This window comes from Saccharopolyspora sp. NFXS83 (assembly GCF_026241095.1).
In the GTDB taxonomy this organism is placed as follows: Bacteria; Actinomycetota; Actinomycetes; order Mycobacteriales; family Pseudonocardiaceae; genus Saccharopolyspora_C.
The window spans coordinates 213,372-226,165 of sequence record NZ_JAPFGB010000001.1 but is presented as its reverse complement, the minus strand read 5'-3'; the positions used below and the strand labels follow the sequence as shown (position 1 = coordinate 226,165).

The following is a 12,794-nucleotide window of genomic DNA, read 5'->3' as shown; positions in this document are numbered from 1 at the left end:
CGGGACCACTGCTTCGAGTGGTGATCCGCCACGCGCGCACTTGCCGTCCTCGCGACAAGACCACTGAGAACCCGCGGCGGTGCCGGTGTCGAGGGTCGCTGCTCAGCGGCTTCGCCGCTGACACGATCGGCCGAGCGGCCCCGGTCGTTTCGGGGTGTCGGGTCAGCCTCCGTATCCCAGGCAGAGGAAACCTGATTCGCCGTGGGTGCTTTGGGCCGTGGCGAGGGCTTCGGCCGGCGGCGCACCGCTGCGCAGCAGGGAGTGCAGCGCGAGCATCACGTCCGCGGTGCGCTCGTCGGGCACCGGGACGACGCTGGCGATCACCGTCGCCGTGCCGCGCCCGAGCAGGGTGGCGGCCAGGCCGGTGAGCTGGCCGGCGCGGCCGACCACCGAACGCCCCGCTTCGCACGCCGAGAGCACCACGATGCGCGGTCCACGTCGCAACCGGTCCAGGTCGTACCCGTAGAGCGGACCGTCCGCGAGGTCCAAGCACGACAGCAACGGCTGGTCATCCCGGAACCGGCCGTGCGCGGCGATGTGCGCGATCCGGGCTCCGTCCACCGCGTCCAGCACCCGCTCCGCGCGGGCGTCCTCCCCCGACAGCAAGCGCCCGCCTCCTGCCTCGTGCAAGGCCGCGACCTCGCGCTCGGCGTGTTCCAGCCCTGGACCGGACACCCACACCGGTTCGCCGGGAGACCGTTCCAGCCCGGCATCCGCCCGGCCGCGCAGCCAGGTCCGCAACGACGGCGCCACCGTCACGCCCCGGCCCCGGCAGGCGGGCAACGCGGCCCACGGCACCGCGTGCAGCGGTCCGGTCGGCACCACCACCAGTCGCTTCCCCGGAGGCAGCGCCGCGGCCACCGGAGCCAGCAGTTGCCGCTGCACGGCTGCCGCCGCCTCGGCGGCACCACCCGCGTAGACCGCGCCGACCCGCCCATCACCCGACTCGGCCTGCCGCGCCAGCAGGTACCGCAACCGCTGGGTTTCGAGCACCGCCGTCGCCTCGGGCCCGAGGTCGTGCAGCCGCGGCCGGCCGTCGACGACGGAGACCGCGTGCAGCTCCCCGTCGTGCGCGAACAGGCTGAGCAGCACGTCGTCGCCCAACGCGCTCAGCACCTCGTCGACTCCGGCCACCTGCGCCTCGCCCGCCGAGCCGCCGGCGACCAGCAGCGCCCGATCCCGCACCTGCCGTTCCAGGACGCCGATCTCGGACAGCGCGGTCCGCAGCCTGGAACCGTCGGCCGCGGTCGCGCCGGACACCGCCGAGCGCAACCGGACCAGGGCCGAGCCCAGCTCGGGATCGTCGGGCGGACGCACCGCTCGGCGATGCGCCGACCCGAGCCGGTACCGCTCGACCCAGCGCAGCACCAGCCGCGGATCCTCCGAGCGCAGGGCCGCGCCGATCGCGACCCCACCGAGCTCCTCGGCGAGGCCGAACGCCTCGATCCGCGGTTCCCAAGCGGCGATCCCGCTCGCGTAGGTCTCCACCGCGCGCAGCCCGTGGCGGCAGCTGTCGAACAGCCTGCCGTCGTCGCCCGCGTCGGCCGCGAGCAGCGCCTCCCCCAACCAGCCCACGGCCAGCTGCCGGGTGGAACCCGGAACCTGGCCACGTCCGGTCGCGGCCAGTTCCAGCAAGGTGCGCCCCGTGACCCGCCTGCCCAGCCGGGTCGCTGCGCGCCCCGCGGTGAGCCACAGCTCGGCGGCGGCCGTGGTCCAGCCGTGCGCCGCGCACGCGTGGCCCGCCCGCTTCGCCGCGGCCAGCGAATACCGCGACACCTGCCCCACCCGCAGCCTCGCCTGGCACTCGGTGGCGACCGCCAGCGCGGCCCACGAGCGCCGCCGCTGCGAGCGGAACAACCTGGCCGCGCGCCGCGCCGGACCGATCGCCGCTTCCGGCGCACCCGCGCGCAGCGCACATCCGGCGAGCGTCAGCCAGGTGTCACCGAGCCGCGCCTCCCTGCCGAGTCGCCGCAACCGGTCCGCGGCCCGGTGCAGTTCGCCCCTGGCCTGCTCGTGCAGCCCCGCCTCGGCCAGCGCTTCGGCCCGGTCGATGCGGACCTCCGGGTGCTCGTCGGGATCGACCCCCGCCGCCCGCGCCTCGTCGAACAGCCGCAACGCGCGGGGCAGATCCCCGGCTCGCAACGCCACGCAGCCCCGGTTGTGCCTGCACAGCGCGGCACGGCCGTCCCGGCCGTCGGCACCGAACAGCTGCTCCGCCGCGGCGAGGTCGGACTCCGCCGAGTTCAGACCGTTGCGGTAGAGGTGCGCCAAGCCTCGTGCGACGTAAGCGTTCGCGGCCCACTGGTGGTCGCGCTCCTCGAGCAACCGCGGTAACGCCGCGGAGAGCGCCACCTCCGCCTCCGCCAGGAGGTCCTGGTGGCACAGCAGCACTCCGCGCAGGCACTCCGCCCGGACCGCGTCCAGCCCGGTGAGCTGCTCCGCCGCCTCCGCCAGCTGCCGCCACGCGGTGTCCGGGTCGCCCCGGTTCAGCTCGATCCAGGCCGAGGTCAGCAGCACCTGCGCGGCCCGCTCCGAGAGCCGCGCGCTCCGTGCCGCCGACAACGCGAGACGCACGTGCTGCCGCGCCTCCGCGGACCGCCCCTGCTCCACGGCGGCCAGCGCGCAGATGTGCCGCGCCAACACCCGCAGCTCGCGATCCCCGGCGTGCGCGAGCCAGTGCTCCGCGGCCCGAACCGCGCCGTCCGGATCGGCGCCCACCTGCTCCCGCCAGCGCACGGCGACCGAGATCGGGTCCGCGACCGGCGCCAGCACCGCCCCGGCGCTCAACAGACCAGCCAATCCGCCACGGCGGGCGCGGAGCCCACCTGCCGGAACACCACGCCCAGCGGACCTGCCGGAACGTCGGTCGCGCGGAACGCGCCGAACCGGTCGAGTTCCGCGACGCACTCGCCACCGGGATGACGCAGCAGCACGTTACCCTCCGGCCGCCCCTGGCCGGATCGGCTGATCACCATGCCGGAGGCCCGGAACAACCCCTGCACCATCGGCACCAGGTCCAGCTCCACGATCCGGCCCGGCATCAGGAACGTCAGCACCCGCGGCTCCGGCTCACCCGTCCCGGACGCGGACGACCGCACCGGGGCGGGCGCGTCAGCCGAGTCGCCGACCAGCTCCAGCGCCGCCGCGTCCGACCGACCGCGCGCCAGCCCCGCCGCCGCGTACGCCGCGGTGCGGACCTGCCCCGGTGGGGGATCGCAGAGCTGGAACAGGTCGCGCAGCACGCGCAGCTCGGCGGGCATGCGCGGGCTCATCCCGCGGCCTCCTCGACGTACCCGCCGGTGGCCAAGCGCTCCCGCAACGCGGCGAGGCAGCGGCCCTTCTTCGGGCCGATGCTGCCCCTCGGCATGCCGAGCGCCTGGCTCACCTGCGCGTAGCTGGCGTCCGGGGCCACCGCCACCACGCGCAGCAACTGCTGGCAGCGCCGGGACATCCCGGCGAACGCCTGCCACATCCGGGACACCGCGACCGAGCGCAACGCGCTCACCTCCGGGCCATCGGCGTGATCGGGAATGTCGAACATGCCGGTGTCCCAGTCGACCGGCGACTCCCGGTGCCGGGCCTTCGACAACCGCACCGCCTCCCGCCGCGCGGTCGTGGCCAGCCAGCCCGGCAAGGCCCGTGGATCGCGCAGGTTGCCGAGGTTCTCAGCCAGCGACAACCAGGTCACCTGGCACACGTCCTCCGCGTCGGCCGCCGTCGGCGAATACGCCCTGGCCGCCGCCCACACCACTGCGGTGTTGCGGTCCACCAGCTCCCGCCAGGCCGCCGCCTCACCGGTCGCGGCGCGTTCCAGCAGATCCGGCGCACCGGCCGGCTCCGAGATCTCGTGCACGGCGTGCATCTCGCCCCCTCCCCTCATGATCGGGTCACGAGTAAGAGGCGCGAGCACCCCGAACAGATTCATCGCGCGCCGATTAACCCCCGAACGGGTAACGCCGAACGGCGGCCCGCGCTGCCTCCCGCACATCGCGACCATCCCGGAGGGCGGTCGCCACCCCAGCCGCGACCTGCGGCGCGGCGAACGACGTCCCGCTCCAGCGCGCGAAGCCGTACCGCCGGGCACCACCGGTTCCCGGCAGCAGCCGGACGTGGCTGCTCACCACGTCCACCCCCGGCGCGCACGCGTCGACCCAGCCGCCCGAGTTCGAGAACCCGGCGAGAGCACCGTCCGCCCCCGCCGCCGCGACACCCACCACCTCCGGCAACGCCGCGGGCCAGAACGGGCGGGACGAACCGTGGTTGCCCGCGGCGGCCACCACCACGGACTCGCCGAAGCACCCGAGCTCGGCGCGCAGCGCGGGCGGGCACCGATCGCCCGCGGTGTGGCATCCGGCGGTCAGCAGCACCACGTCGGCTCGTTCGCCTCGCGCACCGGATTCCCGCCGCAGCGCCCGCAATCCGGCGACGACGGTCAGGTCATCGGTGAACCCCAGCGAGGACAGCACCCGGCGCGGCCGGATCGTGACGCCCGGAGCGTGCCGCAGCAGCACGCCCGAGACGAAGGTGCCGTGCCCCGCCTGCCGGTCCTGATCGTTGTCGTCGTCCGCGTCGAGCACCTCCGGCGCCGCTTCGAACCAGTCCCGGGCCGCGAACCACGGATGTGGATCGCACCCCGTGTCGAGCACCGCGACGGTGACGTCCCACCGCTGCCGGGCGGGTTCCTCCACGAGTGCCGCCGGTCCCGGATCAGCACCGGTCCCGAACATCACCGGGGTGCCGAACATCGTCGTCGAACCGACGTGCACGTGGTTGGCGCTGACCTCCGGCACCTCGCCCGCGATGTCGATGCAGCGGTCCCGCTCGGAGGTCCGCAGCCGGACGCGGGCCAGCTGCAGTTCGTCGTCGTGCTCGACGCGGTCCACCCAGCGCCGGAACCGGGACAGCGCCGGATCCAACGAGCCGCGCGGGGCGATGAGCTCACCCCGGCGGACCAGGCATTCCCCCGGGCCACCAGGATCGTGCACCTGCAGGTCGTGCCCGTAGCGGGCCCAGTGCGCACCGAGCTCCGCGAGCGTCACGCTGGTCCCCACCGTTGGATCCACACGGGACACTGTGCGATCAGTCACTATGATCGTCCACTTGGGGCATGCTGTCGGGTGAAATCCGATGGCATGCCAGTGGCACCGAGCCAGGGACATTCGCCGCAACCGGTGGTAAGACACCGCCTATCCGGGTGGTTGATACCGAGAAGGGCTGCCACCCATCCTATGGCGGAGGGACCATTGATCCCTCGTGCTCGGCGCGATCCGACCGACAGGCGGTGGTGAGGGTGACCGGTAGCTGCGCGCAGCGCAGACACTGGTCGCTCCTGCGCGCGTGGACCGCGCGGAGCCTCGCCGTCGCCGGGCTCACCGGCGGCGCCTGGCTGCTGGGAGCCGGTCTCGCCACGGCGGCACCGAGCGCACCGCAGACGCACCTCGCGACGGTCCTGGCGGTCGCCGTCACGGCACCGGCCGTGGACGCCGGGGAACCGGAACCCGGCGCTGCCATCGAGACGCCCCAGCCGGAATCCGCCGCCGCGGAAGCCGGCAGCGCTGCGGTCACCGCCGCGGAGACGGACACCGCGCCCCTCCACGACGAATCGCCCGCCGCGAACGCCACCGGACGACCGATCGAGGTAGCCGAACTCGTCGGCGGCATCGCTTCCGACGTCCACTCCCGGCTCGGCCCGGTCGGCGACCCCGAGGTCCCCGGTCCCGTCGAGTCCTCGCTCACCGAACCCGACGCCGACGCACCACGCCCGGCCGAGCGGCTCCCGGACACCGCGCTCGACGCCCCACGGCGTTCCGAGCACGCCGAAGCTCCGCACCCGACCGCACCGCACCTCTCCGAGCCCGTGCCCCAGTCGGCGCCCGCGGCGGCGCCGGCCGCAGCGGAATCCCAGCACTTCGCCGAAGGCACCGGAACCGACCACGCCACCCAGGACCGCGGCTCACCGGCGAACCACGCGCGCGGCGACCGCGGGCATCCGCCCACGTCGACCCCGCAGCCGGTGCCGCCGATCTGCCCACCGGCGGCACCCGTCGCCACCGCGACCGCCGCACCCACCGGCCCGGGTCACGGCCTGCGCTGGATGCACGCCATCCTGCCGACGCAGCCCTGCCTGCCCGGCCCCGTGCGGGCCGCGGGCGGCCACGTCGAAACGATCGCGCTGCGCGGTATCGCGCTGATCGAGCCGTCCGCCTCACCTGACTGATCCGAACAAATCGCACGGCCCGCGGGCCTCCGTGCGAACACGCCACCGCAGTCTCCGGTCCAGCCGACTGCGCCCGGCAGGACCGGTATCGGGGGCAACTCTCGGCATGCGTGCACAGGAACCTTGACCTGTCCTGATCACCGTCCGAGCGCCCCGGTCCCGGTGTCGCGCTGCCCCTGCGACGCCGGGACCACACCCGAGGTCGCCTTCCGGCACGACGAGGGGCCGTGCCGGAAGGCGGTCCGGGTCAGCTGATCGACATGTCCCACGGGCACGGGTCGGTCGCACCGTCGAATCCGGATGCCGCCAGCGCCAACCGCCGCACCGCCTCGCGCTGCTGATCCGCGGGCAGCGTGTACGGGAGCCGCAGGTACCGCTCCATCGTTCCCCGCACCGCGAAGCGGGATCCCGGAACCAGCCGCAGCCCGTGCTGCTCGGCGGCGACCGCGAGCCTGCTGCTCACCGGGACGCCCAGGTCGCACCACAGCGCCAGGCCGCCGTCAGGCACCCGGAACGTCCAGGCGGGCAGCTGCTCGGCCAGCTCCGCGATCAACGCCTCCCGCAGCTCGGCCACGTGCGCTCGCCTCCGCCGCAGCACCGGTTCGGGGTCGGCCAGCAGCTCGGCGAGCAGCAACTGCTCCAGGACGGGACTGCCCAGGTCCACCGCGGCCCGGTCCAGCAGCAACCGCTGCACCAGGTCTTCCGAGGCCCGGACCCACCCGAGCCGCAGCCCGCCCCAGAAGGACTTCCCCGCGGACCCGAGCGTGATCACCCGGTCCTCGCCGAACGCCGCCACCGGTGGCGGCGGGGTCCGGCCGGTCAGGTCCAGGTCGATCAGGGTCTCGTCGACGACCGCCGTGGTGCGGGTGCGGCGCAACACCGCGACCAGCCGTTCCCGGTCCTGCGCGGTCATCCGGATGCCGGTGGGGTTCTGGAAGTCGGGGATCAGGTAAGCCAGCTTCGGCATCGCCTGCTGCAACGTCGCCGCCATCAGGTCGAGGTCCCACCCCTGCGCCAACATCGGCACCGCGACCGCGTCGGCCCCCACGCCGCGAATGGCCTGCAACGGGTTCGGATAGGTCGGGTGCTCGACCAGCACCCGTTCACCTGGGGACACGAGCGCGCGCAGCACCAGCGCGAACCCGTGCTGGGCGCCGTTGGTGACGAGGATCTGCTGCGGCGAGGTCGGCAGCCCGCGTCGCGTGTGGCTCTCCGCGATGCGTTCGCGCAGCTCGGGAAGGCCGAACGCCTGGTAGCCGTGGCCGCCGAGGTGTTCCGGGAACCGGCAGCGCGCCCGGTCCAGCGCTTCGGTGAGCTCCGGCGGCGCGGGCAGCGTGGCCTGCGCGAGGTTGATCAGATCCGGGGTCGCGGGCTGCCAGCCGCCGGGATCGGTGTTCGCCCGATCTCCGGGCAGCCGCACCCACGAGCCGGAACCCTGCCTGCTCGCGGCGAACCCTTCCTCCCGCAGCAGGTCGAGCGCTCGCACGACGAGCGTGCGGCTCACACCGAGCGCGTCGGCGAACTCGCGTTCCGCGGGCAGCCGGGTTCCGGGCGGGAGCCTGCCGTCGAGCACCAGCCGACGCACCGCTTGGTGCAGGCCGGTGGACGTGGCCCGGCCCGAGTTCCAAGTGCCGAGCAGCTCAGCGATGCCACGGGCGCCGATTCGTCCTACCACGCGAGACATGAGTCCAATAGTTTCAGATTGGCACTCGAAAACAAGGCCAATCTGCCGGTACCAAAGACGCATGGCTGCAACACCACCCAAGGTGGATCTTTCTTCGGTACCCGTCACCGTCCGCCCGACCGCCCGCCTGGCTCAGTTGTTCGCCGGGCTGGCGCTGTACGGCACGAGCATGGCGTTGATGGTCCGCGCGGAGATCGGCCTGTCGCCGTGGGACGTGCTCCACGACGGCCTCACCCAGCGCCTGGGATGGAGCTTCGGCGCTATCACCGCGCTGACCAGCGTGATCGTGCTCGCGCTCTGGGTGCCGCTGCGGCAACGGCCGGGCATCGGAACGGTGGCGAACGTCGTGGTCATCGCGCTGTCCGTGGACGTGGTGCTCGGGGTGGTACCACCCGCGCATTGGCTCCCGTGGCAGCTGACGCTGATCGTGTCCGGGATCGTGCTCAACGGGCTGGCCACCGCGATCTACGTCGGCGCCCGGCTCGGCCCGGGGCCGCGGGACGGTCTCATGACCGGCCTGCACGCGCGGACCGGCTGGTCGGTGCGGCTGGTGCGAACCGGGATCGAGATCGGCGTGCTGGCGGTCGGCTGGGCGCTCGGCGGCAGCCTGGGCCTCGGAACCGTGCTGTACGCGGCGTCGATCGGAGCGATCACCCAGCTGTTCCTGCCCCTCGTGACGGTGCGCGGCAGCCGATAATCGGGGCATGCCGAATGTCGAGGTGGCCGAACGGGCGGGAGATCGACTGACCCCGCCGGACCCGGCGGCGAACCCGAGCGAGGACGTGGTGCTGGTGCTGCCGAACGCGGTGGCGGTGCTCGACGGCGCGACCTCCCTGCACCCCGGAACGCGCAGCGGCGGCTGGTACGCGGCCAGGCTCGCGGAAGCGCTGGAGCCCCGGCTGGCGGATCCGGGAGCCGACCTGGCCGACGTGCTCGCGGACGCGATCGCGGAGCTGGTGGCGACCTTCGAGTTGCGCCCCGGAGCAGCACCGTCCAGCACGGCCTCCCTGCTGCGCTGGGACGACGAGCGCGTGGACGCCTTGGTGCTGGCCGACAGCCCGATCGTGCTGAGCACCGCCGACGGGATGCGGCCGGTGATCGACGAGCAACTGGCCTCGCTGCGCTCACGCCCTGGTGCCGGATACCGCGACCGGCTCCGCTCAGGCGAAGGATTCGGCGCCGGGCACCGGGACGCGCTGGGCACGTCGATGGACCGCACCTCGCGCTGGCGCAACGTCGACGGGGGTTTCTGGGTGGCCGAGGCGGTGCCGGACGCCGCCGCGCACGCGTCCCGCCTCCGGCTCGCCCGCCGCGACGTCAAGTCGGTCATGGTGATGACCGACGGCGTGTCCTGCGGCGTGCAGGAGTACGGGATCTATCCGGATTGGGCCGCGATGCTGGACGTGGCGTTGCGGGACGGGCCGGATGCCGTGCTCGGTCAAGTCCGGGCCGCGGAGCGGTCGGATCCGAACGGGGTTCGCTGGCCGCGACCGAAGCGCCACGACGATCAGGCGCTCGCGCTGGTGCGTTCGGCCGACACGTGAGGCGACAGGTCGGACCTGGGCCGCTCCGATCCCGCGAAAAAAGATCTCTGCAGCTAGAGACAATCCGCATCCCGCCCAAGTAACCTGAAGGCTGTCCACCTGACCCCCAGGGGTGGACTTCACGCCCCCGCACTCCCGGTGACCCCCAGGCCGGTTGAGCGCGGGGGCGTCCTACGTTCGGGTGTAATTTGTTTTCCTACGCAACCGAGTTCCGCTTCACTCGTTTGAGTGGGCAAGGGAACCTGCCGCCGCCGCTCGCGGTCGAACCCGACAGCCGTACTCACAACTCCGCACTATGGGGAGGGATCGCCCGTGGACCTGCACACCCGGATCGAACTGTTCGGTGGGCCCGAAGACGGGCGGGAGATCACCCTGCCCGCCGGCGCCGCGGGCGGGCCGCTGTCCCCGCTACCCGTGCCGCGCGACGGCGAGGAGCCGATGGCCGCCTACGTGAAGGACCACCAGCGACCGCACGGCGTCTGGATCTACAAGTACACGCTGACCCCCTCGATGCAGCAGTCCCCCGTGCAGTGACCACCACCCCCGCCTGAGACGCCTCCGAAACGGCGGCTGTCACCACCCCGACGCCGAATCCACCCTCGTCAGCCGACGAGGGCTGCTTTCGTCGAGCGAACGACCAGCACGCGAGCGGAAACTCGGACCACCCGGCGCCGTGGTGGGCGGCGGGCGCCTGCGTCCGTGGCGTGCTCGTCGCGTCGCTCACGTCGGCGGGGTGGCAACGTCGGCGGTCTCCGGACGGTGGCCGATGCGGGAGTGCCTGCGGCGACGCGAGCTCTGCTCGTCCTTCTTGGTCTTGGGAGTCGCCGGTTCGGCGCCGAGCAGGGCCTCGACCCATCGAGCGCGGGGATCGGCGTCTACCAGAACGGCCTTGACCAGCAGGGTGAGCGGGATGGCCAGCAGCGCACCCAGCGGGCCCAGGATCCAGGCCCAGAAGAGCAACGCCAGGAACGTCACGGTGGCCGAGAGGCCGACGGAGTCACCGATGAACCGTGGTTGAATCAGCGACTGGATGACTAGGTTGAGCACGCAATAGACGACCGTGACCGCGAGCGCGAGCTGCCAGCCGCCGGTGAGCAGGGCCAGCAGGACCGGGGGCAGCAGCCCGATGATGAACCCGACGTTCGGGATGAAGTTGGTGATGAAGGCGAGCACGCCCCACAGCAGGGCCAGCGGAATCCCCATGATCGCCAGCGCGGCGGTGTCGAGCACCGCGACGATCAGCCCGAACACCGCGGTGACCATCAGGTAGCTGCGGGTTCCGTGGACGAACCCCGCCAGCGCGGTGACCACGTGCGGGCGATCCTTCGAGATCATGCCTATTCTGCGGGCCGTGCCGCCGGACTCCGCGGTCAGGAACAGCAGCAGGGCCAGGATGAACACCAGGCCGCTCAGGATCGCGCCGACGCTGGAGAACACGGCGCCGATCTGGTCGGCGAACTTGCTCAGATCCGCTGATCCGGCCGTGTCCCGGGACTGGGCGGGATCGATACCTAGCCTGGTCAACTGGGCGGACAGCGAGGCCACCAGCTGCTGGGCCTTCCCCGAGTTCTCGGCAAGCAGCGCGCCGAGCTGGCTGACCGAGGCGGCCAGGAACGCCGCGAGCGCCAGCAACGATCCGAAGATGACCACGAGCAGTGACAAGACGGCGGCTGACGTCGGCCACCCCTTGGCCTCCAGCCAGGTCTTGATCGGGTACACCGCGATCACGATCACCAGCGCCAGCAGCAGTGGTCCGAGCAGCCACGACACCCAATACATCCCCGCCACGGTGACCACCACCGCGGCCGACCCCAGCAGGATCACCACTCCCCGCGGCAACGCGGAACCGCTCGGAGCCTCGCCTGGACCTGTTGGTTTCCCTGCCGATTGCTGCCCGCCGCCCCCGGGATGGCCACCGCTGTCAACCATCGCTGTTCGCTCCCTACTGCTCGAATCAGCCCGGTCGCACGACTCAGCGGCACAGGTCGGTCGCGCCCACGGGGCGCCGTGCGGCCGTCTGGCAGCGGGGACCGGCGGCGCCCGGCCAGACCGGACGCCCCGCAGCGCCGCCCCACGCCGTCGACCAGTCGGGCCGGCGGCCATGTGGGATTCGCGAGCTGCCGCCGGCCGACGACTCAGGCGTCACCGCTCGGTCCGCGCACCCCAAGTGGCGATCAGTGCGTAGAGCACGAGCACGTCCATCACGAGCAGAATGATCGACCAGATCGGGAAGGCCGGAAGCCAGGCAAGCTGCACGATCATGTTGATCGCGACCAGTCCGGTCCCGACGGCGCGCGCCCAGCTCGGGGCATTGCCCAGCAGGGCCAATCCGGTCGCCAGCACGAGAGCTCCGATGATGATGTGCAGAAATCCCCACGTGGTGAGGTTGAGAGCCAGGACTGTACCTCCGACGGTGACGAAGTAAGTGGGGGTGAGCAGCGCGGCCAAGCCTTCGATCACGCTGAACCCGCCGAGCACCGCCATCATCACGCCGCCGAAGCGCACCCAGTCCATCCCGACGCCCGAGTTCTCCATCGCCCTGCCGTGCTGCGAGCGCGGCTTGGGTATGGGCCCGCGGCCCTCCGCGGTCCGTGCCTGCGATTCGGTCATCGATATCTCCAATTGTTCCTGACGGTCCGTCTCCATCGAGGAACCGCGCACGGCCAACGTGCGCTTGGTCGACGAAAGTGACCAGTGCCAGAAGTCCCAGCCGAACGGCCTGCCCACTCCTGCGGCCACTTGCCCGAACGTGCCTGACGAACCGTTCGACATGCTCTTGCGGCACGAGGGCAGCAGCAGGCCGAACGCGAGCCAGCCGGGAGCGAGTGACACGAAGGCGGGTTCGTCTTCGCTCAGCCCAACGGCAAGCCACTCGACCCCCGGCGCGACCTCGACGAGTGGAAGGAGCTGCTGACCGAAGCCGGGGTACGGGAAGCCCGGCTGCCCGACGCGCGTCACACCGCCGCGACCACGCTCCTCGTCTTCCGAGTCTCGGACCGGACCGTGATGGATCTGATGGGCTGGTCGACGCCGACGATGAAGAAGCGCTACCTGCACGGATCCGGCCGGGACGTCGCCCAACAGCTCAACGGCTTCTTCTGGGGCCGCGACTGAGACCCCCAAGAAAACCAAGAAGCCCCACCGGAAACCGGTGGGGCTTGCTTGTGCCAGCTCAAGAGCGGTGGCCAGGGGCGGGGTCGAACCGCCGACCTTCCGCTTTTCAGGTCGGCGACCTTCCATCCGGAGGTGTTCAGCGCGTACGTAGGCGCTGGTCAGGAGACTGCGCGCACTCAGCTGAATCACCCTGAACGCTTACGAATGAGACCAAGACTGAGACCAACGAAGACGC

The 12,794-nt window shown here is 72.3% G+C and carries 11 protein-coding genes and 1 pseudogene; 5 read left to right on the top strand and 7 right to left on the bottom strand.

The annotated features are described in order from the left end of the window. Nucleotides 1-162: 162 nt before the first annotated feature. The 4 genes from OOZ19_RS01130 to OOZ19_RS01115 form a co-directional block, all read right to left on the bottom strand. On the bottom strand, nt 163-2,787 hold the full coding sequence (locus OOZ19_RS01130) for a CHAT domain-containing protein (RefSeq protein WP_266087201.1): 2,625 nt from the start codon (nt 2,785-2,787) through the stop codon (nt 163-165). Continuing rightward, nucleotides 2,784-3,272, bottom strand: coding sequence for a hypothetical protein (locus OOZ19_RS01125; protein ID WP_266087199.1), 489 nt, complete (start codon nt 3,270-3,272; stop codon nt 2,784-2,786). Before OOZ19_RS01125 ends, OOZ19_RS01130 begins: the two co-directional genes overlap by 4 nt. Further along, the gene (locus OOZ19_RS01120; protein ID WP_266087197.1) at nt 3,269-3,862 is read right to left on the bottom strand and encodes an RNA polymerase sigma factor; all 594 of its coding nucleotides are present in this window, start codon (nt 3,860-3,862) and stop codon (nt 3,269-3,271) included. The genes OOZ19_RS01125 and OOZ19_RS01120 overlap by 4 nt, the downstream gene beginning before the upstream one ends. Nucleotides 3,863-3,935: 73 nt before the next feature. After that, a complete protein-coding gene (locus OOZ19_RS01115) occupies nt 3,936-5,051 on the bottom strand; it encodes a S8 family peptidase (RefSeq protein WP_266087195.1) in 1,116 nt (371 codons plus the stop codon). A gap of 239 nt (nt 5,052-5,290) precedes the next feature. On the opposite strand from OOZ19_RS01115, the gene OOZ19_RS01110 reads away from it, so the two are divergent. Further along, a complete protein-coding gene (locus OOZ19_RS01110) occupies nt 5,291-6,217 on the top strand; it encodes a hypothetical protein (protein ID WP_266087193.1) in 927 nt (308 codons plus the stop codon). A gap of 247 nt (nt 6,218-6,464) precedes the next feature. Here the strand turns inward: OOZ19_RS01110 and yczR are convergent, their stop codons facing one another. After that, nucleotides 6,465-7,901, bottom strand: coding sequence for a MocR-like transcription factor YczR (yczR, locus tag OOZ19_RS01105; protein WP_266087191.1), 1,437 nt, complete (start codon nt 7,899-7,901; stop codon nt 6,465-6,467). Nucleotides 7,902-7,962: 61 nt separating this feature from the next. On the opposite strand from yczR, the gene yczE reads away from it, so the two are divergent. The 3 genes from yczE to OOZ19_RS01090 all read left to right on the top strand — a co-directional run bounded on the left by yczE (nt 7,963) and on the right by OOZ19_RS01090 (nt 9,979). After that, on the top strand, nt 7,963-8,598 hold the full coding sequence (gene yczE, locus OOZ19_RS01100; protein WP_266087189.1) for a membrane protein YczE: 636 nt from the start codon (nt 7,963-7,965) through the stop codon (nt 8,596-8,598). A gap of 7 nt (nt 8,599-8,605) precedes the next feature. Further along, nucleotides 8,606-9,445 carry a protein phosphatase 2C domain-containing protein gene (locus tag OOZ19_RS01095; RefSeq protein WP_266087187.1) on the top strand — a complete coding sequence of 280 codons (840 nt, stop codon included), beginning with the start codon at nt 8,606-8,608 and terminating at the stop codon, nt 9,443-9,445. Nucleotides 9,446-9,757: 312 nt separating this feature from the next. After that, the gene (locus OOZ19_RS01090) at nt 9,758-9,979 is read left to right on the top strand and encodes a DUF8847 domain-containing protein (RefSeq protein WP_266087185.1); all 222 of its coding nucleotides are present in this window, start codon (nt 9,758-9,760) and stop codon (nt 9,977-9,979) included. 186 nt (nt 9,980-10,165) lie between these two features. Here OOZ19_RS01090 and OOZ19_RS01085 read toward each other — a convergent pair whose 3' ends face one another. Both OOZ19_RS01085 and OOZ19_RS30235 read right to left on the bottom strand, forming a co-directional pair. After that, nucleotides 10,166-11,269 (bottom strand): AI-2E family transporter, encoded by a 1,104-nt coding sequence (locus OOZ19_RS01085; protein ID WP_323055072.1) that lies wholly within the window; start codon nt 11,267-11,269, stop codon nt 10,166-10,168. 318 nt (nt 11,270-11,587) lie between these two features. Then, nucleotides 11,588-11,959, bottom strand: coding sequence for a DUF7144 family membrane protein (locus tag OOZ19_RS30235; RefSeq protein ID WP_507028799.1), 372 nt, complete (start codon nt 11,957-11,959; stop codon nt 11,588-11,590). Between the two features lie 381 nt (nt 11,960-12,340). Between OOZ19_RS30235 and OOZ19_RS01080 the strand changes: the two are divergent. Continuing rightward, nucleotides 12,341-12,442, top strand: a pseudogene (locus OOZ19_RS01080) (tyrosine-type recombinase/integrase); the annotation flags it as partial. Between the last annotated feature and the right edge of the window lie 352 nt (nt 12,443-12,794).

Bases quoted from the DNA above. Each gene is read 5' to 3' on its own strand.
- yczR (WP_266087191.1), bottom strand. From the start codon at position 7,901: ATGTCTCGCGTGGTAGGACGAATCGGCGCCCGTGGCATCGCTGAGCTG.
- OOZ19_RS01120 (WP_266087197.1), bottom strand. From the start codon at position 3,862: ATGCACGCCGTGCACGAGATCTCGGAGCCGGCCGGTGCGCCGGATCTG.
- OOZ19_RS30235 (WP_507028799.1), bottom strand. From the start codon at position 11,959: ATGGACTGGGTGCGCTTCGGCGGCGTGATGATGGCGGTGCTCGGCGGG.
- OOZ19_RS01095 (WP_266087187.1), top strand. From the start codon at position 8,606: ATGCCGAATGTCGAGGTGGCCGAACGGGCGGGAGATCGACTGACCCCG.
- OOZ19_RS01125 (WP_266087199.1), bottom strand. From the start codon at position 3,272: ATGAGCCCGCGCATGCCCGCCGAGCTGCGCGTGCTGCGCGACCTGTTC.
- yczE (WP_266087189.1), top strand. From the start codon at position 7,963: ATGGCTGCAACACCACCCAAGGTGGATCTTTCTTCGGTACCCGTCACC.